Annotated in this window: 25 protein-coding genes; 8 read left to right on the top strand and 17 right to left on the bottom strand. The window is 53.2% G+C overall.

Annotated features, from left to right (window positions below; translation table 11 throughout):
• Positions 1-117: 117 nt before the first annotated feature.
• Positions 118-2,829, bottom strand: a complete 2,712-nt coding sequence (secA, locus tag ABXG94_RS15260) for a preprotein translocase subunit SecA (protein WP_353535643.1) — start codon at positions 2,827-2,829, stop codon at positions 118-120.
• Positions 2,830-3,000: 171 nt separating this feature from the next.
• Between secA and ABXG94_RS15255 the strand changes: the two genes are divergently transcribed.
• Genes ABXG94_RS15255 through mutT form a run of 3 tightly spaced genes read left to right on the top strand, consistent with a single transcriptional unit; the run spans position 3,001 to position 5,502 of the window.
• Positions 3,001-3,852, top strand: coding sequence for a peptidylprolyl isomerase (locus ABXG94_RS15255; protein WP_353535642.1), 852 nt, complete (start codon positions 3,001-3,003; stop codon positions 3,850-3,852).
• Between the two features lie 2 nt (positions 3,853-3,854).
• On the top strand, positions 3,855-5,084 hold the full coding sequence (argJ, locus tag ABXG94_RS15250) for a bifunctional glutamate N-acetyltransferase/amino-acid acetyltransferase ArgJ (protein WP_353535640.1): 1,230 nt from the start codon (positions 3,855-3,857) through the stop codon (positions 5,082-5,084).
• A gap of 19 nt (positions 5,085-5,103) precedes the next feature.
• Positions 5,104-5,502, top strand: a complete 399-nt coding sequence (gene mutT, locus ABXG94_RS15245; protein WP_353535638.1) for an 8-oxo-dGTP diphosphatase MutT — start codon at positions 5,104-5,106, stop codon at positions 5,500-5,502.
• A 387-nt stretch (positions 5,503-5,889) separates the two neighbouring features.
• Here the strand turns inward: mutT and infB are convergent, their stop codons facing one another.
• Genes infB through rimP form a run of 4 tightly spaced genes read right to left on the bottom strand, consistent with a single transcriptional unit; the run spans position 5,890 to position 11,247 of the window.
• Positions 5,890-8,394: a translation initiation factor IF-2 gene (gene infB / locus ABXG94_RS15240; protein ID WP_353535637.1), complete on the bottom strand. Its 2,505-nt coding sequence runs from the start codon at positions 8,392-8,394 to the stop codon at positions 5,890-5,892.
• A complete protein-coding gene (locus ABXG94_RS15235) occupies positions 8,391-9,023 on the bottom strand; it encodes an RNA-binding protein (protein ID WP_353535636.1) in 633 nt (210 codons plus the stop codon). Before ABXG94_RS15235 ends, infB begins: the two co-directional genes overlap by 4 nt.
• 22 nt (positions 9,024-9,045) lie before the next feature.
• Positions 9,046-10,671, bottom strand: coding sequence for a transcription termination factor NusA (nusA, locus tag ABXG94_RS15230; protein WP_353535634.1), 1,626 nt, complete (start codon positions 10,669-10,671; stop codon positions 9,046-9,048).
• Complete coding sequence (gene rimP / locus ABXG94_RS15225) at positions 10,672-11,247, bottom strand: ribosome maturation factor RimP (protein WP_353535632.1); 576 nt, start codon at positions 11,245-11,247, stop codon at positions 10,672-10,674.
• 221 nt (positions 11,248-11,468) lie between these two features.
• On the opposite strand from rimP, the gene ABXG94_RS15220 reads away from it, so the two are divergent.
• Positions 11,469-12,194 (top strand): hypothetical protein, encoded by a 726-nt coding sequence (locus ABXG94_RS15220; protein WP_353535631.1) that lies wholly within the window; start codon positions 11,469-11,471, stop codon positions 12,192-12,194.
• On the opposite strand, the gene ABXG94_RS15215 is transcribed toward ABXG94_RS15220, so the two are convergent.
• The 3 genes from ABXG94_RS15215 to pip all read right to left on the bottom strand — a co-directional run bounded on the left by ABXG94_RS15215 (position 12,149) and on the right by pip (position 15,495).
• Positions 12,149-12,769 (bottom strand): CDGSH iron-sulfur domain-containing protein, encoded by a 621-nt coding sequence (locus ABXG94_RS15215; protein ID WP_353535630.1) that lies wholly within the window; start codon positions 12,767-12,769, stop codon positions 12,149-12,151. The genes ABXG94_RS15220 and ABXG94_RS15215 overlap by 46 nt on opposite strands.
• A gap of 112 nt (positions 12,770-12,881) precedes the next feature.
• Positions 12,882-14,426: an ABC transporter substrate-binding protein gene (locus tag ABXG94_RS15210; protein WP_353535629.1), complete on the bottom strand. Its 1,545-nt coding sequence runs from the start codon at positions 14,424-14,426 to the stop codon at positions 12,882-12,884.
• A gap of 94 nt (positions 14,427-14,520) precedes the next feature.
• Complete coding sequence (gene pip, locus ABXG94_RS15205) at positions 14,521-15,495, bottom strand: prolyl aminopeptidase (protein ID WP_353535627.1); 975 nt, start codon at positions 15,493-15,495, stop codon at positions 14,521-14,523.
• A 49-nt stretch (positions 15,496-15,544) separates the two neighbouring features.
• On the opposite strand from pip, the gene ubiG reads away from it, so the two are divergent.
• Positions 15,545-16,291: a bifunctional 2-polyprenyl-6-hydroxyphenol methylase/3-demethylubiquinol 3-O-methyltransferase UbiG gene (gene ubiG, locus ABXG94_RS15200; protein WP_353535625.1), complete on the top strand. Its 747-nt coding sequence runs from the start codon at positions 15,545-15,547 to the stop codon at positions 16,289-16,291.
• Here the strand turns inward: ubiG and ABXG94_RS15195 are convergent.
• From ABXG94_RS15195 to ABXG94_RS15175, 5 genes are read right to left on the bottom strand one after another with little or no spacing between them, the layout of a single operon-like run.
• Positions 16,288-16,434, bottom strand: a complete 147-nt coding sequence (locus tag ABXG94_RS15195) for a hypothetical protein (protein ID WP_353535624.1) — start codon at positions 16,432-16,434, stop codon at positions 16,288-16,290. The genes ubiG and ABXG94_RS15195 overlap by 4 nt on opposite strands.
• Positions 16,435-16,448: 14 nt before the next feature.
• Entirely contained in the window at positions 16,449-16,901 is a 453-nt protein-coding gene (locus ABXG94_RS15190; RefSeq protein ID WP_353535622.1) for a MarR family winged helix-turn-helix transcriptional regulator, read from the bottom strand.
• Positions 16,888-17,721, bottom strand: a complete 834-nt coding sequence (locus ABXG94_RS15185; protein ID WP_353535620.1) for a carbon-nitrogen hydrolase family protein — start codon at positions 17,719-17,721, stop codon at positions 16,888-16,890. The genes ABXG94_RS15190 and ABXG94_RS15185 overlap by 14 nt, the downstream gene beginning before the upstream one ends.
• On the bottom strand, positions 17,721-17,978 hold the full coding sequence (gene grxC / locus ABXG94_RS15180; RefSeq protein ID WP_353535618.1) for a glutaredoxin 3: 258 nt from the start codon (positions 17,976-17,978) through the stop codon (positions 17,721-17,723). Before grxC ends, ABXG94_RS15185 begins: the two co-directional genes overlap by 1 nt.
• A gap of 36 nt (positions 17,979-18,014) precedes the next feature.
• Positions 18,015-18,767 (bottom strand): double zinc ribbon domain-containing protein, encoded by a 753-nt coding sequence (locus ABXG94_RS15175; protein WP_353535616.1) that lies wholly within the window; start codon positions 18,765-18,767, stop codon positions 18,015-18,017.
• Here ABXG94_RS15175 and ABXG94_RS15170 point away from each other — a divergent pair.
• Positions 18,762-19,580 (top strand): methyltransferase domain-containing protein, encoded by an 819-nt coding sequence (locus ABXG94_RS15170; protein WP_353535614.1) that lies wholly within the window; start codon positions 18,762-18,764, stop codon positions 19,578-19,580. The genes ABXG94_RS15175 and ABXG94_RS15170 overlap by 6 nt on opposite strands.
• 125 nt (positions 19,581-19,705) lie before the next feature.
• Positions 19,706-20,767, top strand: a complete 1,062-nt coding sequence (gene hemH / locus ABXG94_RS15165; RefSeq protein ID WP_353535613.1) for a ferrochelatase — start codon at positions 19,706-19,708, stop codon at positions 20,765-20,767.
• Between the two features lie 81 nt (positions 20,768-20,848).
• Here the strand turns inward: hemH and ABXG94_RS15160 are convergent, their stop codons facing one another.
• Positions 20,849-21,031: a hypothetical protein gene (locus ABXG94_RS15160; protein WP_353535611.1), complete on the bottom strand. Its 183-nt coding sequence runs from the start codon at positions 21,029-21,031 to the stop codon at positions 20,849-20,851.
• A gap of 146 nt (positions 21,032-21,177) precedes the next feature.
• Positions 21,178-21,780 (bottom strand): L,D-transpeptidase, encoded by a 603-nt coding sequence (locus ABXG94_RS15155; RefSeq protein ID WP_353535609.1) that lies wholly within the window; start codon positions 21,778-21,780, stop codon positions 21,178-21,180.
• Positions 21,781-21,946: 166 nt separating this feature from the next.
• Here ABXG94_RS15155 and dalA point away from each other — a divergent pair, with 166 nt between their 5' ends.
• Positions 21,947-22,534 (top strand): divisome-associated lipoprotein DalA, encoded by a 588-nt coding sequence (gene dalA, locus ABXG94_RS15150; RefSeq protein WP_353535607.1) that lies wholly within the window; start codon positions 21,947-21,949, stop codon positions 22,532-22,534.
• Between the two features lies 1 nt (position 22,535).
• Here dalA and ABXG94_RS15145 read toward each other — a convergent pair whose 3' ends face one another.
• Entirely contained in the window at positions 22,536-23,024 is a 489-nt protein-coding gene (locus ABXG94_RS15145) for a L,D-transpeptidase family protein (RefSeq protein ID WP_353535605.1), read from the bottom strand.
• An 81-nt stretch (positions 23,025-23,105) separates the two neighbouring features.
• Entirely contained in the window at positions 23,106-24,326 is a 1,221-nt protein-coding gene (locus ABXG94_RS15140; protein WP_353535603.1) for a class I SAM-dependent RNA methyltransferase, read from the bottom strand.
• Between the last annotated feature and the right edge of the window lie 6 nt (positions 24,327-24,332).

The following is a 24,332-nucleotide window of genomic DNA, read 5'->3' as shown; positions in this document are numbered from 1 at the left end:
GGGTGTCCCCTTTCAATCACGCGTTAACCTTTGCACCAAACTGAACGGAAAAAAGGGCGCCGGTGTGGCGCCCTTTTGGTCATAATCAGAAGATTTTAAGCGTTTTAGACGCTGTGCCTAAGACAAACTGCCGTGACAATGCTTGAACTTTTTACCTGATCCACAGGGGCAGGCGTCGTTGCGGCCCGGGTTGCCCCAAGTTGCGCGATCATCCTCATCAAAACCTGCAATAAGCGGTTCTGGAGCAGCGCCCCCTGCGGCGGCAGCTTGATCAGCGGGTGCCATCGCCTGTTGGGCCTGCGCTTGCTGAGCCTGCATTTGCGCCAACATTGCACGTTGCTCTTCTTCGGTAATTGGACGGATTTGACCCAGGTTCCGTGTCACGTCAACGCGCAGGGTATCCAGCATGTTTTCAAACAGCTGGAAGGCTTCTGTTTTGTATTCATTCAACGGATCGCGCTGCGCATAACCCCGGAACCCAACAACAGAACGTAAATGTTCAAGCGTGAGCAGGTGCTCGCGCCATTTGGTGTCGATGATTTGCAGCAGAATCTGTTTTTCGATGTTGCGCAAAGATTCCGGCCCAAAGGTAGTGGCCTTTTGCGCCATATGCTCATCAGCGGCCTTTTCCAGACGGTCTTGGATATCTTCATCATCCACACCTTCTTCTTTGGCCCAATCGATCACTTTGACATCAATGCCCAGCTGCTCGATACATGCCGCATACAAACCTTCGGTATCCCACTGATCTGCATAGGTTTTTGGAGGCATATACTGGTCGATCAGATCCCCGATCACCTCGTGGCGCATATCCTTGATGATCTCAGACAGATCATCTGCTTCCATGATTTCACGACGCTGGCCAAAGATAACCTTACGCTGATCGTTCATGACGTCATCAAATTTCAACAACTGCTTACGAATATCAAAGTTGCGACCTTCGACTTTGGCCTGCGCACGCTCCAGCGATTTGTTCACCCACGGGTGAATAATCGCTTCGCCTTCTTTCATACCAAGGCTCGAAAGCACTTTGTCCAAGCGATCAGAACCAAAGATACGCATCAGGTCATCTTCCAATGACAGGAAGAACGCAGAGCGACCCGGGTCCCCCTGACGGCCTGACCGCCCTCGCAGCTGGTTGTCAATGCGGCGGCTTTCGTGGCGCTCGGTGGCCAAAACAAACAGGCCGCCCGCGGCCTTCACAGCATCTTCATCAGCCTTATGTGCGGCCTCTGCTTTTTCACGAATCGCTGCATGATCGCCTTCGGGATCGGCGGCTATGGCTTCCATGACCTTGAATTCAACGTTGCCGCCGAGTTTAATATCGGTCCCACGACCCGCCATGTTGGTGGCAATGGTGACTGCGCCCAGCTTGCCGGCATCCGCCACAATCTGCGCTTCTTTTTCGTGCTGACGTGCGTTCAAAACGTTATGTTCGATGTCTGCGTCAGTCAGCATTTGGGACAGGAATTCAGACTTATCAATCGATGTGGTGCCCACCAAAGTCGGCTGCCCTTTGGCGCTCGCTTCTTTGATGGTATCCACAATCGCCTGATATTTTTCATTAGCCGTACGATAGACCGCATCGTCGTCATCCTGGCGCGCAATCGGCCGGTTGGTTGGTACTTCGACCACACCCAAACCATAGATTTCTGCGAATTCATCGGCTTCGGTCAGCGCGGTGCCCGTCATGCCACCCAGTTTGTCGTACAGCCGGAAATAGTTTTGGAATGTCACCTGAGCCAAAGTCACGTTTTCGGGTTTGATAGAGCAATTCTCTTTGGCTTCGATGGCCTGGTGCAGACCGTCGGACAACCGTCGACCCGCCATCATACGGCCCGTGAATTCGTCAATCAGCACGATTTCATCGTTGCGCACAATATAATCTTTGTCTTTGGTGAAAAGCTTATGCGCGCGTAATCCCTGATTGACGTGATGCACCAAAGTTGTGCTTTCCGGGTCATACAAAGACTGCCCCTCGGGCAAAAGGCCGCGCGCCAGAAGCTGTTCTTCCAACCAATCGTTACCCTCGTCGGTGAAGTTCACCGCCCGGGTTTTTTCATCAAGATCAAAATGCGTGTCTTCAATTTCAGGGATAACTTTATCAATCGAGATATAAAGCTCTGAACGGTCTTCTGCAGGTCCTGAAATGATCAGCGGCGTACGGGCCTCATCAATCAAGATCGAATCGACCTCATCCACAATCGCAAAGTGGTGGAATTTCTGCGAAATGTCTTTCAACTCGGACTTCATGTTATCGCGCAGATAATCAAAGCCCAATTCGTTGTTGGTCGCATAAGTGATGTCGCTGTCGTAAGCCATGCGCTTTTGATTTTCGGCTTGCTGTGGAAACACCACGCCTGTGGTCATGCCCAACGCCGTATAGACTTTGCTCATCCACTCAGCGTCACGTTTGGCCAAATAGTCGTTGACGGTAACGATGTGCACGCCCTTGCCAGTCAGCGCGTTCAAATACGCCGGGAAAGTCGCAACCAGCGTTTTACCTTCGCCTGTCTTCATTTCCGAGATATTGCCCTGGTGCAGAAAAATACCGCCAAGCAGCTGCGTATCAAACGCCCGCAGGCCAAGCGCGCGTTTTGCCGCCTCACGGCAGTTGGCAAATGCTTCTGGTAAAATTTTGTCCAGCGCTTCACCATCCGCTACACGGGTTTTGAATTCAGCGGTTTTTTCGATAATCTGAGCGTCACTCAGCTTTTCGAATTCCGGCTCCAAATCGTTAATCTGCGCGACAATGGGTCGGGTCGCTTTGATCTTGCGGTCATTCGGTGTCCCGAGGACCATTTTGGTCAATTTTCCAAAACCCAACATGTCTACTTGTCCTTCGTTGACAAAATCTTGCGCCGCTAATGCTTGCCCGTTCTGTCGCCTGCTCATACAAACAGGGCAACGGACTTTTGCGTCGGCCTCAAAGCGATGTAAGGGGCCTGTAATACAGTGTCAACGTCGCCAACCAAAGCGGCAACAACCAAGGACCATTCGATGTCGAAATCACTCAATTTTCTGCGAGGCACAGCGGTTGCCCTTTTGCTGGCCACTCCTGCGTTTTCAGATGATTCGCCCAATGCAGACACGGTTGTCGCGACAGTAAATGGCCAAGACGTCACCCTGGGGCATATGCTGGCCATCCGGGCGACGCTCGATGCGCAGTATCAGTCACTTCCTGATGACGTTTTGTTCAACGGCATTTTGGATCAGCTTGTACAACAAAACCTTTTGGCGCAAAGCTTTGGCGGCGAAACACCAAAGCGCATTGCCTTGGCGGTCGAAAATACCAAGATTTCGATGCTTGCCGCAGAAGTGCTGCAGGAAGTGATCGCAAGCAAGGTAGATGATGCCGCTGTCCAGGCCGCATATGATGCAAAATACGCCAATTTTGAAGGCAGCCGTGAATTCCATGCGTCGCATATTCTTGTGCCGACCCAGGACGAAGCCACTGCCATCACCGCAGACATCCGCAACGGCGCTGACTTTGCGACAACTGCACAAGAAAAATCCACTGGTCCTTCTGGCCCAGGTGGCGGTGATCTTGGCTGGTTTGGTGCAGGTCAGATGGTTGCGCCCTTTGAAGAGGCGGTGAAGGCTCTGGAAGTTGGCGCTGTATCAGATCCAGTCGAAACCCAATTTGGCTGGCATGTGATCAAATTGAACGACAGCCGTCTACAAGAGGCCCCAGCTCTTGACGCAGTACGCGCAGAGATCCTGGCCGACGTGCAACGCGCAACGATTGACGCAGAGCTTGCGCGCCTGACTGAGGCCGCTGATGTGGATCGTTCTGCAGCAGAGGCGATAGATCCCGCCATTCTGAAGCAAGCAGATTTGTTGGAGAACTGATTTTGGCTGACATAGACACTGTTTCACCGCTTGCGCCCGCAAGTTTTCCAGATTTACCGGTAATTAACGGCGTAGAGTTCTCTGCTGTTGCTGCTGGTGTGAAATACCCTGATCGCAATGATGTTACCCTGATGCGACTTGCACCGGGCAGCACTGTGGCAGGCGTTTTTACCAAATCCGCGACTCGGTCTGCAAATGTACTGGATTGCCAAGCCAAGATTTTGAATGACAGCGATTATGGAGCCGCTTTCATCATCAATTCTGGGAACTCCAATGCCTTTACTGGACGCGCTGGCGAAGGTTCTGTGACGGCTATCTGTGAAGCAGTGTCCAATGCAACCGGCCTTCCTGCTGGGCGCGTTTTCACTTCGTCAACCGGTGTGATCGGCGAACGGCTGCCGCATGACAAAATCACCGCCAAAGTTGGCGATCTTGTGCAGGCCCTGTCTGTTGACGGGATACAAGACGCAGCGCAAGCGATTATGACAACGGACACATTCAGCAAAGGCGCAAGTGCAGAGGTTCTGATTGATGGCCAAACCATCAAAATCGCTGGCATCGCCAAAGGCTCCGGCATGATCGCGCCAGATATGGCCACCATGCTTGTCTATATCTTCACCGACGCCAAAATCGCGCGTCCTGCGTTGCAGGAAATGTTGTCGGAACTGACCGATGTGACTTTCAACTGCATCACAGTAGACAGCGACACCTCGACGTCTGACACATTGCTGCTTGGGGCCACTGGAGCGTCTGGTGTCAACGTAGAAACAAACTGCGCACCGTTCAAAGACGCACTGCATAACGTGATGCAAGAGCTGTCGCACCTTGTTGTGAAAGACGGAGAAGGGGCCACCAAATTTGTTGAGGTTGAAGTCACGGGCGCAGCGACTCATTCAGATGCCCGTGCCCACGCGCTTTCGATCGCCAATTCACCTTTGGTCAAAACAGCGATTGCCGGCGAAGATCCAAATTGGGGCCGCATAGTCATGGCGATTGGCAAGTCCGGTGCTGCCGCTGATCGCGACCTGTTGGCCATTCGTTTCGGGGACATTTTGGTCGCCGAAAAGGGCTGGGTTTCTCCGGAGTATTCCGAAGAAGCAGCCGCGGCCTATATGCGGCAGGACAATCTAAAGATCAGCGTGAACCTTGGTCTTGGGGCAGGAACGTCAACAGTTTGGACCTGTGATTTGACCCATGGTTACATCTCTATCAACGCCGACTATCGGTCTTAAGATCAACGGGAATGTGGAAATGAAAACTGTGTTGGTGGCCGCTGTCGCCCTTATTGATCGCGATGGCAGGGTTCTGCTTGCCCAACGTCCAGAGGGCAAATCTCTGGCAGGTTTATGGGAGTTTCCAGGCGGCAAAATAGAAAGCGGCGAAACCCCAGAAGTGGCTTTGATTCGCGAGCTGCAAGAAGAATTGGGTATCGATACCTGGGAGAGTTGCTTGGCACCTCTGACCTTTGCATCCCACAGCTATGATGATTTTCATCTGTTGATGCCGCTATTTGCCTGCCGCAAGTGGCAAGGCGCGCCTATGTCCAATGAGGGCCAAGCATTGAAATGGGTCTATCCAAAAGACCTTCGAAATTACCCAATGCCACCAGCAGATTTGCCGCTGATTCCAATCATCCGGGACTGGATCTAGGTCAAATTATGACGGAAATACGACTATTTCGTATATCCATCCGTTTTTTTCTTGGATCGCTCAAATTTTCACATAATGTAAAGTTAATGTGACGCACATTTGGGCGAAACAGAATCAAGACTATGTAAGTTCAACACGTCAAAGACACTGGGGGAATTTGACATGCTTAGAACGATAACACTTGGAAGCTGCATTTCGGTGCAAGGTTTCTTTGTACGTTCTCTGCCAGATGGACGCATTTCGGTGCGTGTAGGCAAGACAGTATATTCGGGCACACCCGTATAACCGTGACTTTCGCTATGATCGGTTTCAGGAAGACCTAACTATCAACAAAAAAAGACGCCGCCCATTTCTGAGCGGCGTCTTTTTTTGTCTATTTAGTAACACTTAGTCCAAAGTTCTTGTGACTTCTTCGCGCTCGAAGATTTCGATCACATCACCCGCACGGACGTCTTCATAGTTCTCAAATGCCATACCGCATTCTTGACCAGACTGAACCTCAGGCACTTCGTCTTTGAAGCGCTTCAATGTCTTCAGTGTGCCTTCGTGGATTACCACGTTGTCGCGCAGCAAGCGAACGCCCGCAGAACGACGTGCAACACCTTCGGTCACCAAACAACCAGCAACCTTGCCAACATTGGATACTTTGAACACGTCTTTGATGTTCGCATAACCGATGAAGTTTTCTTTGATCTCTGCAGATAGCAAACCAGAGGCCGCGGCTTTTACGTCATCAACAAGGTCATAAATGACCGAGTAATACCGAATTTCCACACCTTTTTGGTTGGCTGTGTTCCGGGCGGACGCATTTGCACGGACGTTAAAGCCCATAACTGGTGCGCCGGATGCTTCGGCAAGTCCGATGTCAGATTCAGTGATCGCACCAACACCCGAATGCAGAACGCGTACGCGCACTTCATCGTTGCCGATTTTTTCCATCGCCTGAACGATCGCTTCAGCAGAACCCTGAACGTCAGCTTTGACCAGAATAGGCAACTCAGAGACGTCTTCATCGTCTTTGGCTTTTTGCATCAACTGTTCCAGCGTCGTCGCTGCACCAGCTGCTGCGCGCTTATCTTTGGCGACTTGTGCACGGTATTCTGCAATTTCACGCGCCTGCGCATCTGTTTCTGTTACGTTCAGAACATCGCCCGCTTCGGGCGTGCCGTTCAGACCCAGGACTTCGACAGGCACCGATGGACCCGCTTCAGCAACACGCTCACCTTTGTCGTTAATCAGAGCCCGTACTTTACCAAACTGCTCGCCGACAACAAAAATGTCACCAAGACGCAAAGTGCCTTTCTGGATAAGGACCGTCGCAACTGGGCCACGTCCAACATCAAGCTGCGCCTCGATCACAGCGCCCTGGGCGGCGCGATCTGGGTTGGCCTTCAGTTCCAAAATTTCAGACTGCAATGCAATCGCTTCCAGCAATTCGTCTAGGCCTTGGCCCGTCACCGCAGAAACTTCGACGTCTTGCACTTCGCCTGACATCGCTTCCACAATCACTTCGTGCTGCAAAAGCTCTGCCCGTACTTTATTGGCATCGGCCGCAGGCTTATCGATTTTGTTGATCGCCACGATCATTGGCACTTGGGCCGCTTTTGCGTGGTTAATCGCCTCGATTGTCTGTGGCATGACGGAATCGTCTGCCGCAACAACAAGCACAACAATATCGGTCACCTGAGCACCGCGAGAGCGCATCGAGGTAAAGGCCGCGTGGCCTGGTGTATCCAAGAAGCTCAGGGTGGTGCCACTGTCAGTTGTAACCTGATACGCACCAATATGCTGCGTAATACCGCCAGCTTCGCCAGACACAACTTTCGCATCCCGGATTGCATCCAATAGCGATGTTTTACCGTGGTCAACGTGGCCCATAATGGTGATGACCGGTGGACGACCCTGAAGATTTGTTTCGTCCTCTGCCGCATCCGAAATCACATCTTCAACATCAGCGTCAGAAACACGCACCACTTTGTGGCCGAATTCTTCGATGATCAATTCTGCAGTGTCCGCGTCCAGCGCTTGGTTCTGCGTCACCATCATGCCCATGTTCATCAGCGACTTAACAACGTCAGCAACACGCTCGGCCATACGGTTGGCCAGCTCAGAAACCACAATGGTTTCAGGCAACTGAACGTCACGGATCACCTTTTCACGCTCAACCGGGCCACCCATCGCTTTTTGACGCGCACGCTCTTGCTTGCGCTTCATCGCAGCCATGGACTTCTGACGACCACCGGCACCGCCGGTTGCTTGGCTCAATGTCAGTTTACCAGAGCGACGCCCGTCGTTTTGGCCGCGACCACGTGTATTGCGCTGATCGCGTTCACGATCAGACTTACGTGGTGTTGGGGCCGGCGCAGGCTTGTTTGAAAGATCGCGGCGCGGTGTGTCTGCTTTAGGTGCAGGCGCAACCTTGGCTGCCGCTGCATCTGCCGCAGCGCGCTTTGACGCCGCTTCCGCGGCACGCTTTTTGACTTCTTCGGCTTCGGCTTTTTCCTTGGCACGTTGCTCAGCTTCGCGCTGTTCACGTTCCTTGGCCTCGGCTTCTGCACGGCGTCGTGCACGTTCTTCTTCACGCGCCTTTTCTTCGGCTGCGCGACGTGCGTTGTCTTCGGCCTCGCGGGCTTTTGCAGCCTGCAACGCCTTTAGGCGACGCGCCATTTCCACATCAGAAATGCCAGCGGGGCGTTTGGAAGGATCACCACCTGGGCGACCACCACCAACACCTGGTTTAGCTGCACCGGGTTTCGGCACCACAACGCGTTTGCGTTTGGTCTCCACCACGACGTTTTTGGTCCGGCCATGGCTGAAGCTTTGCTTTACGTTGCCCGGACGAGCACCCGCGCCACGCAGACCCAATGTCTTTTTACCGTCGTTATCGCTCATCTAGCTGTCTTACCCTTTCCGACGACCCCTGCCGCCGTATTTTCGCGTACGCCCTTTAGTCTTTGGGCTTCCTCTACAACTCTTTTCGTGAGTCCACCAGACGCAAGCGCCCCATGTATCACGTTTTGTCGCCCAAATGCCAATCCAAGCTCTTCTGCAGTGAGCCATCCGATGTAGCTGCCATAGTGAGGCGTACTCAGTTTAGTCTTGCCCCGGCCGGAACCGTCCACTGCTTGAATGAGAACTTCTGCCACCTCTTTCGAGAGCCAGTCCTTCACTTTTTCATAGCCAGTGACAGCGCTTCCGGATTTTCGCGCGAGGCTGATCAAATCAACCACCCGCCGCGCGAGTTGTTTTTCGACTTCATCCACCAAGCCATCAGGCACTGTGACCTGGGTTTTGGCAGACCTTGAAAAGGCACCTTTCTTTGCAGCCTTTTCAATGGCTTTTCTATCCGCAGAGACCCATATTCCACGCCCCGGCAACTTGCCTAGGATGTCGGGCACAATCTGCGCATCAGGGCCGACAACGAAACGCACCAGCCCGTATTTGGGGTGTGTATCGCCGGTGGCAATACACTTGCGCTCCGGGTCATCTGCCCGGTCTTTGCTATGTCCGCCACGCGTCATATCAGCCCTTTCAGTGCCTAAATCAGGCTTCTGCCTCATCTGTTGCAACGTCTTTGCCATCTTCGTCGGCAGCGGCGTCAGCAATCAACTCGTCAGGGTCAACCCAACCCAGCACAACACGCGCGGTCATAACCATGTCTTGCGCTTCTTCCAAGGCCATTCCGAAAGGCTCTAGAATTCCGTCATCCTTGACACGCTGGCCATCAACGGTTGTCCAGCCACCAGCCAATTCCCAATCAGCACAGGTTGCAAAGTCTTCCAACGTTTTGACGTCGTCCTTTGCTAAAGCTTCTACCATCTGGGGCGTCAGACCTTCGAATGCAATAAGGCTGTCTTCTGCACCCAGAGCACGGGCGGCATCCAAAGCGGCTTTAGCAGCGGCTTCCAGATATTCGCGCGCACGTGTTTGCACTTCGTTTGCGGTGCCTTCGTCAACGCCATCGATGACCAAAAGCTCATCCATCTCGACATAGGCAACTTCTTCTAGGTTGGTGAACCCTTCGGAAACCAGCAATTGCGCAAAGAATTCATCGATGTCCAAAGCGTCCACAAACAATTTGGTGCGGGCTTCGAATTCTTTCTGACGGCGAGCTGATTCTTCGGCTTCGGTCATGATATCAATATCAAGACCGGTCAGTTGCGACGCCAGACGCACGTTTTGACCTCGGCGACCAATCGCCAGGCTCAGCTGTTCTTCTGGAACAACAACTTCGATTTTGCCAGCTTCTTCATCCAAAACAACTTTGGTGACTTCTGCAGGTTGCAGTGCGTTCACCAGAAATGTTGGCTGATCTTCATTCCAAGGAATGATGTCGATTTTTTCGCCCTGCAGCTCGTTAACCACCGCCTGAACACGCGAACCGCGCATACCAACACAGGCACCAACTGGGTCAATCGAACCGTCAAAGGAAATCACAGCGATCTTTGCACGAGACCCAGGGTCGCGCGCCACAGCTTTGATTTCGATCACGCCATCATAGATTTCTGGCACTTCCATTTTGAACAGCTCAGCCATGAATTCTGGCGCTGTGCGAGACAAAAAGATTTGCGGCCCACGAGCTTCGCGACGCACGTCTTTGATGAAAACCCGGATGCGGTCGTTGGGGCGATAGGATTCGCGGCCAATTTTTTCATTGCGGCGCAAAATCGCTTCGCCACGGCCCACATCGACAATCACATTGCCATATTCTTCGCGCTTAACCTGACCATTGATAATAGTGCCGGCGCGATCTTTAAACTCTTCGAATTGACGATCACGTTCGGCTTCGCGCACCTTCTGCAAGATGACCTGCTTGGCAGATTGTGCCGCGATACGGCCCAGCTCTACTGGCGGAATTTCCTCTACATAGGTGTCCCCCACAGCTGGGTTTTCCATGTATTGTTTGGCTTGCTCTACAGAGAACTCGGCCTGATAGTTTTCCAGTTCTTCGTCTTCAACAACCGTACGCACACGGGTGAATGTCGCTTTGCCGGTCTTGCGGTCGATCGCGACACGAATATCCATTTCCGCGCCGTAGCGGGATTTCGCTGCGCGCGCGAGCGATTCTTCCATCGCTTCGACAACCAGACCTGGGTCGATCATCTTTTCGCGGGCTACGGCCTCGGCTGTTTGCAAAAGCTCCAGCTGGTTTGCAGAGGTAATCGCCATTTAATCAGTCTCCTCAGAACCGGACTCGGTCTCGATCTCGTCAAAATTTCCTTCGCTCAAGGTGCCAGCATCTTTACGCTGCTTCAGCATTTCCTTGATCAACTCATCAGTCAAAATCAGCTTGGCATCCGCCAGCCATTCAAACTGCAGCCCAACTGTACCCGCTTCCAGGTTCAGTAATACTTCTTCGCCTTCGACCCCAGCCAAAATTCCCCGAAAGCGCTTTTGGCCATCAATCAATTCACTGGTTTCGATCTTCACGTCATAGCCTTCGAAGTTTTCAAAGTCTTTCAGACGGGTCAGCGGGCGATCAATGCCCGGGCTACCGACTTCAAGAACATAAGAATCGTTTAAAGGATCTTCGACATCCAGCGCCGCACTGACGGCGTTGCTGATCTGCGCACAATCATCAACCTCAATGCCGCCTTCGGGGCGTTCGGCCATGATCTGCAATGTATTGGTTTTGCCACCCATAAGACGCAGACGCACCAATTCGAAACCCATATCTTCAATGATAGGGTTCACGATTTCGGCGAGACGACTGTCTATCGCGGTTTTGGCAATCATATTGCTCATACAAGTGTTCCAAGCACAAAAAAACGGGCACGCGGCCCGTCGATCTTTCCCGGTGGAGCGTTCAGCCTAAGCTCAGCGCGCCGCTGTTAAAAAGCCATATACGACCTTTGTTACACCGGTGCAAGTGCTGTTATCCCCCAATGACAAAGACAGCGCCTTTCGCTCTGATGATCCCGATAGAAAGAAAGACTTTGGTAATTCTTTTTCTACACTCTGGACCCATGGCAACTCATAACCGCGACACATTTATTATGACCTATTTTAACGTGCGCCAAGCGCTCGGGGTCATCGCAATGGCCTTTCCCTTGGTTCTGCTTACAGGGGGCTACATCACCCATGGCCAAGTGCTGCCATCAATCAGCGACTATTATTTTTCCTCGATGCGTGACTTTGTGGTTGGGGCTCTGGTGGCGATTGGCATTTTTCTAATGGCTTACCAGGGGGATCGCCCGTCCCACGCCAGTCGACGGGAAAACATCACTGGATTGCTCAGCGGTGCCTCGGCCATTGGGCTTGCCTTATTCCCAAACAAACCGCACGCTAATGGGATAGAGACTTTTTTTCACGCCATCATGGATGATCGTATCAGTGTCGGCCTGCATTTTCTGTCTTCTTTTGTCTTCCTCACAACTCTCACCATTTTTTGCCTAAGTCGCTTTGCGCGCACCGCCAACGGCCCGGTTCGCCGGGTTTACCGCATCTGTGGCTGGCTCATTATCTCGGCTGGTGTGCTGGCAACATATGCGTCGTTTGTGCGGGCCTTTGATTGGTTTGACGCCAGAGTTTGGGTCGAACAATGGAACCTTATCTTTTGGCTAGAAGCGTGTGGCATCTGGGCTTTCTGCGTCTCTTGGCTTCTCAAAGGAGAGGTCGAGCGCCAGGACGCCCGAACCCCGTCGCTTCAGGCGTCGCGCCATTTGGCATCCCGATGGGTCCCGTCACAATAGGGCTTGTTGCCAGACTGACCACAGCGACACAGAACAAATTTTTGTTCTGACATGTTTTCGGCCTGCGGTGGCACCGGGGCCGTGACGTCCAAAACCCAATAAGGTCCATTCTCTTCAATTTGAATCTGCACCCGATCCGGCATCAAATGTGGCGGATCAACATCTGCCAGGGCCAAGGCCCCTGACGGGCAAGCGGCAACCACCTCTTTTACTTCGTCAACCGTGCCTTTGTCAGGCTGCACCCAAGGCTTTTCAGCCGGGTTAAAGATGTGCTTGGCCAGCTTGCCGCATTGTGCAGCATGCGAACATAGCAGAGGGTTATAGCTGACAGAAACATCCTGTCCCGCATATGTGATCAGCCGATCCCGACCCGCCGGCGTGCCACCCCGACTTTCAAAACCTGCATCTTTGTGGCTGCCATCACAAAAAGGCTTGTTTTTTGACTGCCCGCATCGACACAGGGCCATGACCGGTTTACAGGCGATTTCATTGCCCTGAGCATCGCGCATCTGCGTGACGCCTTTGACAATCAGCGGTCCATTCTCGCGTTCTTGGATGATCGGGGCGTCAGACATTCGGGCTCTCCTGTGGATGGCAATAGCAACAGCTTATCCGCAGACCCACCATAGCCAAAGCAAAACCAATTGCGTTGGCGCACAGGCAACCCTGCAATAATCCACAGAATGTTTAACCGAACCACCAGCGTTCGATCAGGCGCGCATTGTCCATATTAAAGACATTTCCAACCGCGCCGCTATTGCGCAACTTGCTGCTGTGCGCATCAAGATAATTTGCATAGACCGGCACAACCGCACCACCCTCTAGTGCCATCAAATGTTGTAGATCATGGTACATCGAGCGGCGTTTTGCAGTGTCTAGCTCGGATCGGGCGGACAGCAACAAATCCTGATACTGCGCATTGTCCCAAAGCGTGTCATTCCAAGGTGCGCCGGTTTGCGACATCGTCGACAGCATCCAATCTTCGGTCAATCTGCCAGACCAAATACAGGTGCACCAAGGTTTTTGCCGCCAAACATCCGTCAAATAGGTGCTATCGGATTCGCGCTTAACATTGATGTCGATGCCTGCGGCCTTTGCGGTTTCTTGATACAAAAGCGCCGCTTTTAACGCACCGGGGTATTGGTGATTTGCTACCGACAAATCCAAACGCAGACCCGCAAGGCCCGCTTTGGCCAGATAGTGCCGCGCCCGATCTGGATCGTAGCTGGCAACAGGAATATCTTTGGCAAAGAACTGATTGGCCGGCCCAATTGGCGTGTCATTGGCAACAGCCCCATGACCCTGCAGGACATGCTGGACCAATCCAGGCCGATCAACCGCATGTTTCAGGGCTTTGCGCAGGTTCATATCATCAAAGGGCGCAATATTGGTCAGCATCGGAAAAGACAGATGTTGGTTTCCGGTGACCTCAGACAATTGTAACCGTCGTTCTGATTGCACCAAAGGCACGCGATGTGGTGGCAGTCGATCAATCGCGTGAACCTGCCCCTCCAGCAACGCAGTCACACGTTCAGTTTCATCGTCAAACGCAATCAGCTCAACTTCATTGAACCAGCCTTCTTTGCCATCCTTGTAATGGCTTTCCACCCGTTTCAGCCGCAAATTCACGCCAGGCTCAAACGACTCGACTTGATAAAGGCCCGTGCCATTGCCCGTTATCATCGCAAGCTCAGCTTGTTCAGCGGGATAGATACACAGGTGGTAATCCGCCAACAAAAAAGGAAAATCTGCATTTGGCGCGGTCAGCGTAATTTCAACCTCATGCGCGTTAATTTTCCGCATTTCAGCGATGCTTGAAACAATCGGCAAGGCTGGGCTCTGGTCGGTCACATCCATATGCAATTGCAGCGACCCAATCACATCCTCTGCCACAAAGGCTTTGCCACTGTGAAACTGCACACCTTTGCGCAGCTTAAAGGTCCAAACCAAGGCATCCGATGTGGCCCGCCAACTCTCTGCCAGTTCGCCGATCAATTCCCCGGACGCGGCAACTTGGGTCAGGGTATCAAACACTGCCCCATGCGCCGCCATAATCATGAAATTATCGCGATGTGTGCGGCTGTCCCAACTATCAAAAGGCGATGCGCCCGATAGTCCTAGCCGCAAAGTTCCAGAACGCGTTGGTGCAGCCCGAAGTGGCAAACCCGTTGCAGCCAGCACACCTGCGGCGGCACCGGTTGTAAGCAAGCTACGTCTGCCAATTCGTCTCATAAGTGTTCCAGATCCAATCCAAGCCCGCAAATGGGAGTCACAACAAAGCCTGTCTTATCATAAATTTCAACCAGGCAGTAGCGCCCAGATCAAACTAGCCTTCGCGCGCGAGCTGATCCATGATTCGCACCAATTCCGCACTAATTCCTGGCTCGCTTAATGCGTGGCCTGCATTTTGTATCATACGCAATTTCGCATTTGGCCAACGTGCCGCAAGATCAAAGGCCGAGCGCGGCGGGCAAATCATATCAAATCGCCCCTGCACAATCGCTGCAGGGATATGCGCGATGCGATCCATATGTGCCAATATCTGGCCATCAAAATCCAAAAAACCCGCATTGCGAAAATAATGGTTTTCCAAACGCGAAAAAGCCCGCGCATATTCAGCCGGGGGTGAACCAGATGTGCCATCAGACTGAACCGATGCCAAAGCGTTTTCCCATGCAGCCCAAGACCGGGCATATTTCACTTCGACCGCGCGATCACCACAAAACAAGCGCTGGTGATAGGCCGCAATCATGTCCGATTGTTCGTTTTCCGGGATCAGATCCGCAAAGCGCGCCCATGTTTCGGGCCAAAACTGCCCAGCGCCACCGCCATAAAACCAGTCAAGTTCGCGTTGTGTCATCAAGAAAACACCGCGCAGAACCAAAGCCGCGGGACGTTCTGGATGGGTTTGCGCATAAATCAACGCCAACGTTGCGCCCCAGCTTCCGCCAAACACAATCCACTGGTCGATGCCCAAGCTGGTACGGATATGTTCGATATCGGCGACCAGATGCCAGGTGGTATTATGCGCAATCTCAGCATGCGGTCGCGACCGACCACAGCCACGTTGATCAAATAGAATGACACGATAAATGTTTGGATCAAAATAGCGGCGCATCGCAGGGCTACATCCCCCGCCGGGGCCCCCGTGCAGGACAACAACCGGCATGCCATTTGGATTGCCTGACTGTTCGACATAGATCGAATGGCCGTCACCCACATCCAGCATCCGCTGATCAAACGGATCGATCGGCGGATAAAGATATTGAACTGCGCGTTTTTGACCCGAGTGTTTGTCCATAAGCGATCTATATAGTATTGCGCGCCCAGATGAGCATATGGAGATCAGAATGCAACCCACGTTGAACACTGTCGACCCCGCCGAAGTCGCAAAATTTGAGGCGATGGCCGCAGAATGGTGGGATCCCAAAGGGAAATTCAAACCTCTGCATATGCTGAACCCCTGCCGGCTTGATTACATCACCCGCCAAATCGCGGCGGAATTTGGCCGTGACCTTAGCACAGATCTTCCGTTCTCAGGCTTAAGACTGCTTGATATTGGCTGTGGCGGCGGGTTGCTGGCAGAACCCATGGCGCGTTTGGGGGCAACCGTTGTTGGCGCTGATGCAGCCGAACGCAATATTCCCGTCGCTCAGGTGCACGCCGAACAATCCGGCCTGACCATCGATTATCGCCACACCACTGCCGAAGCCATCGCTGAATCAGGCGAGAAATTTGATATTGTTCTGAACATGGAGGTGGTTGAACACGTCGCTGACCCGCAAGAATTTCTGACCGTTTGTCAGCAATTGGTCAGACCGGGCGGATTGATGATCTGTTCTACGCTCAATCGCACCACCAAAAGCTTTGGCGCAGCTATCATTGGCGCAGAATGGATCATGCGCTGGCTGCCAAAGGGCACCCATGAATGGCACAAGTTTATCACACCTGATGAGTTGTTTGACATGCTGGCAAAGGGTGGGCTGACACCAGTGGATCGCACCGGTTTTGTATTTAATCCTCTGGGTTGGAGCTGGTCGCTGTCCGACAAAGATCTAAGCGTAAATTATGTGACCACCAGTACGAAACCCGCCTAACCACCCGTCTTGCAAACACCGGTGGCATGATCATACCTGCCACCGATTTCAACACATTTTTCCACTTCGGCTGCGCCCCGAATAGAGGGAACGGCATAGATCAACATAAACAGAATCGCAGCAACAACTGCAAAAAGGTTCATGCCCCTTTTGCTTTTCAATGCTCGTCCTCAAGCTTGACCCGCAGCTCGCGTAAAATCGGTAGGGCCGCGCGTACGCGGTGTTCCCCAATATCTGCAACAACTTCGGAAATAATTGGCGCGATGCCCGCCAAGGCCGCCTCTTTTGCAGCACGTCCCGCCGGGCTTATTGCCACCATCTTGCGGCGCGCATCATCCCAATCCGGGCGAATATGCACATAGCCTGCGGTTTCCAGCTTGCCCAATGTATTGGTCATTGCCCCACGGGTCACATGAAAAGCCTTGGCAAGCTGCGCCGGGCTGCGCTCACTGCTGGAATGGGATAAATGGTTCAAAACCGAAAAATGCGACAACTCCATGCCCTTAGGCAAAGCTTTGCTCAGACGGCTGCGCGCCAATTGGTCAGCCATCAGAATTTCACTAAACAGAGAAATCGCTAAGGCGCTGGATTCATTATCAGTCTGGGCCATTGAACCTTTGATCATATGTCAGTGACGGCACGCGTCTGCGTGCTTGTGCCACTTTTTCACGGTCAAGATCAATGTAAACGATACCGGTTTCTGAACCAGCATCTGCCAAAACCTCACCCCATGGCGAAACAACAAGCGAATGCCCATAAGTCAGGCGCTGGGGGCCACGGCTAGCAAGATGTCGCCCAACCTGAGCCGGAGCAAGCACCCAGCACCCCGTTTCAATGGCCCGCGCCTGCAACAACGCCTGCCAATGCGCCGCGCCCGTGACATAAGAAAACGCCGAAGGCACCGTTATAACCTCGGCCCCGCCCCGCGCCAACCGCCGAAACAAATGCCCAAAACGCACATCATAACAAATGGTCATGCCAATTTTTGCAAAAGGCGTTTCCGCCACCACAGCCTGTGTGCCGGGCCTATAGCCATCAGATTCACGATAGGTTTCTTCTTTTGAAACCTGTACATCAAACATGTGAATCTTATCATAGCGCGCAGCAATCGACCCGTTGGCATCGATCAAAAACTGCCGGTTTGCAAAGCGACCATCCGGATCATTGGTCTTTACCGCCAAAGAGCCAATAGTCACCCAGACTTCAAGCTGTGCGGCCAACTCTTGAATGCCCAAAAGGGTGCGATCCTCAGTCTCGAGTTGCAAAACCGCCTTTTGATGAGTCCGACTTCCAGAGACGCAATTGGTCACTTCCGGCGTAAGAACATAGCCAGCCCCATTTGCTGCAGCCTCTTTGATCGCCGCCCGAACCATTTTGAGGTTTTCGGTTGGATCGTCCGAAGAGCATATTTGCAGCAGGGCTGTTTTCATCAGGCCGCCAGTAGACCGTCGAGCTTGCCCGCACGCTCCAGAGCCATCAGATCGTCACATCCGCCAACATGATCCCCGTCGATGAAAATCTGCGGGAAAGTCCGGCCACCATTGCTGCGCTGAATCATTTCCGGTTTACGATCCGGATTCGCCCAGCAATCCACCTCTACAAAGGTCACACCTTTTTTTGCAAACAAAGATTTTGCCGCCGCGCAAAATCCACAAAGGGGACGGGTGTAAATTTCTACGTTTTTCATTGCGTTTTCCTAAAGCCTGAAAGTGTCATGCGCGATTTAGGTGTGCATTGCAACGCGTGCTAGGGCTATGACACGCACTTCACTCGCCTGTGATTGCAAACAAGCATGGGTGGCCGCAGAAAACGTTGCCCCCGAGGTAATCACATCATCCACCAACAAGACAGATCGACCCTGCGCAAGCTTGTGGTGGCGTGGGTTGGGCACAATTGCGCCACGCAATAGTGCAAAACGCTCTTCGCGCGTCGCCGCCTCAAGGGCCGGAGTTGGCTTGGATCGCACCAGAAAGTCCGGGCAATATTCCAGCCCCATAGCCTGCGCCAAGCTCTGCGCCAAAAGCGCAGATTGATTGTATCTTCGACGTAAGAACCGACGCCAATGCAGAGGGATTGGCACAACAATCACGTCCTGCAGGTTCAACCCCTGCGCCGCCCTTTGCATCCAGCTTATCGCCGGTCGCGCGATATCATGGCGGTCAGCATGCTTAAGCCGCAACACCAGTTTCCGGGCGGTTCCCTGGTACAATAGCGCCGCCCGCCCCTGTTGCCAGGGACGGGTCACCGCCATGCAATCGTCGCAGCTGGTCTCGCTCACTTGCCCATCCCCAGGCAAGGGCACGCCACAAAAATTGCAGACAAGGCCGCCGATCAACGGCGTGTCTTTCCAGCACGCACCGCACAGACCAAAATCAGCTTCAACAAGTTCGCCGCAACCCACACAACGTGGAGGGTAAAGCAGGTGTAACGCGGTTTGAACTTGCCTGACGAAGCGCTTATGTTCCGGCCTATGCAAAACACACCTCTACTAACTGATCGCAAAGCCCTCTTGACCAACCGAGCCCGTGCGGATCGTTCTAAAGGCTTGTTTCTGCAAGAAGCCGCGGCTGATGATATTCAGGATCGACTAGAAATGGTTAACAGGCCGTTTACAAAACCTGCCATTGTCACGGCCTTTCCCGAAATCTGGCAAAACCGGATTCCGAATGCGACTATCGTGCCCGATTCTGACACGCTGGAGCTCTCGGCAAACAGTCATGACTTGGTGATCCACAGCATGTGTTTGCACTGGGCAAACGACCCGGTTGGGCAGCTAATACAATGTCGGCATGCTTTGGTAAGCGATGGGCTTTTGATGACGGCCAGTTTTGGAGGCCAGACATTGCATGAATTGCGCGCCTCTCTTGGCCAGGCTGAAAGTGAAACCCGCGGTGGCATGGCCCCGCGCGTCTTGCCTATGGGTGAAATACGCGACATGGGGGCGCTCTTGCAGCGCGCAGGCATGGCTTTGCCAGTGGCTGACAGTCTGCCATTGACGGTTTCTTATGAAACACCTTGGCACCTGATGCGCGATCTGCGGGCGATGGGCGAGGCAAACGCCCTGACTGCCCGTCTGCGGCGCTTTAGTGGCCGCCAAGTGTTCCAGCGTGCCGCGCAGCTTTATGCCCAAACCTATCAAAGTGATGAACGGGTCAGCGCCACATTCGAACTAATATTCATGACAGCGTGGTGCCCTGACGAAAATCAACCCAAACCCCTGCGCCCCGGTTCTGCGGCTGCCAGATTGGCAGATGCCTTGGGCACAAAGGAAACCAAACTGGCGGACTAACGCGTGACGGCATTAAGCCTGCGTTGCCTCTGTAAACACGCCAAAGTCTAAACAAACTTCAATATCTGAATTGACCCACGCGTGTTAGGCGCTATCTCAGAGCAGACATAGAAACAGGATCTCTCATGCTGGACGCCAATACCCAAGCCACCCGCCCTGATTTTGCCGCCGACAATCACCCCAAGGTGGCGCGTGGCAAAACGGGTATCCTTTTGGCCAATCTTGGCACGCCAGATGACTATTCGTACTGGCCGATGCGCCGCTATCTGAACGAATTCCTGTCCGATGAACGCGTCATCGATTTGCCACGTTGGAAATGGCAACCTTTGTTGCAATTGATCATTCTGACAAAACGTCCCTTTAGCTCTGGGGCCGCCTATAAATCGATCTGGAATCACGACAAGGGCGAAAGCCCCTTGATGACCATCACCAAAGACCAAACTGCCAAATTCAAAACGGCAATGCACACACGCTATGGCGATCAGGTGATGGTGGATTTCTGTATGCGGTATGGCAACCCATCAACCCAGTCAAAAGTGCGCGAGATGGTGGCGGCTGGATGCGAACGCATCTTATTTTTCCCACTTTACCCACAATATGCTGGCGCAACGTCTGGCACCGCTAACGATCACTTCTTTCGGGCCTTGATGCAAGAAACCTGGCAACCCGCAGCCCGCACAATTGAACCATATTTTGATCAGCCCGCCTATATCGACGCGCTCGCCGCATCGGTTCAGGCCGGATATGACGCAATGACAGACAAACCCGATATTCTCGTGGTCAGCTATCACGGCATGCCCAAGCGGTATTTGATGCAAGGCGATCCTTATCATTGCCAATGTCAGAAAACGACACGCTTGCTGCAGGAAAAACTGGGCTGGGACAAAACCCAGCTGATCACCACCTTCCAGTCGCGTTTTGGCACCGAAGAATGGTTACAGCCCTATACGGTCGAAGAAGTTGCACGCCTTGCCCAGACAGGCAAAAAGAACATTGCGGTGATCGCCCCAGCCTTTTCAGCGGACTGCATCGAAACTCTGGAAGAAATCAACGAAGAGATCAAAGAAAGCTTTGAAGAAGCAGGTGGTGAAAAGTTCACCTATATTCCTTGTCTCAATAACGACGACGCCCATATCGCTGCCTTGGTCCAAGTTGCCCAAGAAAACCTGGCCGGTTGGCTGGACTAAAGACCCATTTACCACAAAAAAGGGTGCCGCCTAAGCGACACCCTTTATATCCTAGAGCGGCGATGCCGCACCAAGTATGGTTTAGTCAGCCAGAGCCGCTGCAACCACTGCGATCAGCAGCAGAGGAACGATCAGGTTGCCAGCAGAAGAAGACGCTGCGTCTTCCATGATGACAGGTGCTTCAACCATTGGCTCAGACATGCCGCCAGCAAATGCTGTGGATGCTGCTGCAGTCAGTGCTGCTGCGAGAACGAGTTTTTTCATAGTAACCTCCAAGAAATTAGCTTGCGCCGCAGGATATTGCGACGCCAAGCGCCCAAGACTTACCTCGTAATTTAGGTGTAAACAGCAATCACAGGTGTTTGCAAACCCAATCACAAGATCACAACGGCGTCAGCGACGTTTTGTCGTCAAATAAGCAACACTTGTGTGCCGACTTTCGCCATCTCAAACAGTTCGGCGATGTGTTCGTTGTATAAACCAACACAACCGTTCGACGAACGGCGGCCAATTTTGCGTGTATCATGGGTACCATGAATGCGATAATAGGTCCAACTTAGATAAAGCGCGTGTGTGCCCAAGGGGTTATCTGGGCCCGGACCAACATACTCTGGCCACTCGGGATTGCGCTTTCGCATCGCTGGGGTTGGCCGCCAGCTGGGACCTTCAACCTTGCGCACAACTTTGGTACGTCCACGACGGGTCAGGTCTTCGGTCAGCGGAACCGACGATGGGTACAGCTTATAAGTCACGCCATCTTCAGCCCAATAGTGCAGCGCACGGCTGGTCAGATCCACAAGGATCGCGCCATTCTTCAGATTGTCAAAATGTGGCTCCCAGCGCATCGACCGAAAGCTCGATGTATTGCGGCGCACCACCTCGGTGATTTCGTTTTCAACTTCGGTGGTCGAAGTGTCGTTCACATTCTGCGCCAATGCAGGCGCACCAATAAAGGCTGCCCCGCTCGCCAAAAAGGCGCGACGGCCAAAGCCGGGTGTGCGTGAATCAGTCATAGCTATCATTGCCTCTGCGTTTTGCGTGATTTTATGGCCTGAAAGACGCAGTCGCAAATCAAACAAGCGTTATTGTGCCCATGTCACACGAATGTGGGCTTTCAACGCAACGCATGTACCGATAGACCGATGAAACGAACTGAAAATGATTGCGGAAGGACGACCCATGCGTCTTGTAGCGGCTCTTACGGCTTCACTCTTGGCTATTTCGGCCTGCACAACCACTGTGACCGACCCTCCGCTTGGGGCTGATGGCAAACCATTGCCCCGACTTTATCGGATTCGAGCCAACGACACGTCCAAAATCCAATTCCGCATGCTTGATTCTGTGAATGCCCTGCGGTCAGCATCAGGCGCGTCGGCTGTCGAATTGAACCCACAACTGGTTGCGGCGGCCGCCACACATGCGCGGGACATGTCGATCCAGAACCGCCCTTGGCATTTTGGCTCTGACGGTTCTTCCCCCATCCAACGCATTGCGCGCGCCGGATACCCTGGGGTTTTGGTGGGCGAAGCGATTTCAGAAACCTATGAAACAGAATTGGAAACGCTGGGTGCCTGGATGGAAGATCCGGGATCACGCGCGGTTATTCTAGACCACAGCGCCCAAGATCTGGGTTTTAGCTGGCATCAGGAAAGCAACGGTAAAATCTGGTGGACTTTGGTGTTGGGTGCCGAAGGTGTGGCCCCAGAGATTTCACCCTCCCCGACGGCCACCAGTGCAACCTCTGATCTGTTTGCAGAGGTCGAATAGGTTATTTGTAGATCGATATCGGCGTGCCGTTGGTCACCATCGCATAGACTTCTTGAATTTCGCGATTGGTGACGGCGATGCATCCCGCCGTCCAGTCGTTCGGTGCCTTGGCAAATTTGGGCGGCTTGCCGTGAATAAAGATATCGCCTCCCGGGCTAAACCCATTGCGCGCCGCATAGGCGCGGTCGTTGGCATTCGGGTATGATATCCCAATTGAAAGATGAAACTCGCTGTTGGGATTGCGACGATTGATCTTGTATTCGCCCTCTGGCGTGCGGCCATCGCCTTCGCGTTGCTTATGACCGGCCGGGGCAAATCCAAGTCCAACATCATAGGATTTCAGCACCTTTTTATGGTGCATCAGATACATTTTTCGTTGTTCTTTAAAAACCACAACCCGCGTGACTTCGGGGCCGTTATACGTCTGAAATTTCGACGAACAGGCCGACAGGACCAAAAGGGCCGCAAGGAATAGGGCAAAAATCCGCATTTTTTTCTCTTTGACTGCTCACAACCGAAATAGCACGGCTGCCGTCTTTCGCCCAGCGCTCAGCACCGCCTCACGCCAATGTTACGGCTCTGCGCGCGAGAAATGGCCGACAACCTCGATATGACTGCTCCAGCGAAACTGATCCACAACCTGCACCCAATGCAAGTGATAGCCCCCAGCCAATAAAATCGCCGCATCCCGCGCAAAGGTCACCGGGTTACACGACACAAAGGCAATCGTAGCGACGTTTGACTTGGCCAATTCACGACATTGGGCTTCTGCGCCTGCTCTGGGCGGATCAATAACCACCGCATCAAACCGCAAATCGTCGGCAATAATCGGGTTGCGAAACAGATCACGCGTTTCTGTAGACACGTGCTTTAGGCCCAGGGCCATGCGCCAACCCTGATCAAGCGCTTCCATCATTGGTCGCTCGCCTTCGACAGCATGCACGCTGGCATTTGCAGCCAATGGCAAAGAAAACGTGCCACATCCCGCAAAGAGATCAAGTACTTTGGCCGCGCCACCAACGATATCTTGCACCGCCTGCAACAGCGCAGTTTCACCCTGCTTGGTGGCCTGCAAAAACGCCCCTGGTGGTGGTGTGACTCGTGCAGACCCAAAACTTTGCCAAGGGGCTACGCGGGTCGCAACGCCCTCGCCATCCCAAGTGAGCCGCGCGATGCGCAATTCATGCGCCAATTGACCAAGCTGGGCAATAAATTCCGCATCAAGTTCTTTGCCGCCGGTCACGGCAATGTCCAAACCCTCAGCTGACATTGTGGCTGTGACCGACAATTCGCCTTTGCGCGACGCACCTACGGTTGCCAAGCGTTCAGCAATGCCCAGCGCGGGCTTCAGGTCGGGATGCAACAATTGGCAATCCGGAATTTCGCAAATCACATCAGACGCCCGCATGTGAAACCCGGCCATCGCACCCTTTTTTGTGCGTCGTGCAGAAATCACCGCCCGGCGCCGACTTTGCGTTGGCGACGTGACGATAGGGCGAAAGAGTGCTGAAATACCCTGCGCGGCCAGCGCCGTGTGCACCACATCCACTTTGAAATCGGCGACAAAATCATCCTTTGCATGCTGCAAACTGCACCCGCCACATGACTTAAAATGCCGACACGGGGCTTTCACACGTTCCTCAGAAGGCGAGAGCACACGCATATTTCCAAGCGTATTGCCGTCAACATCCCCCTCTACAATTTCGCCGGGCAGTGCCAACGGCACAAATATTGGGCCATCTGCAATGCCGTCGCCGTGCAATCCCAAGCGGGTGATTTTTATCTCTGTCATGTCATT

Source organism: Cognatishimia sp. WU-CL00825 (assembly GCF_040364665.1).
Taxonomy (GTDB): Bacteria; Pseudomonadota; Alphaproteobacteria; order Rhodobacterales; family Rhodobacteraceae; genus Cognatishimia.
The sequence above is the reverse complement of the archived record's forward strand: the minus strand, read 5'-3'. Positions and strand labels throughout refer to the sequence as shown.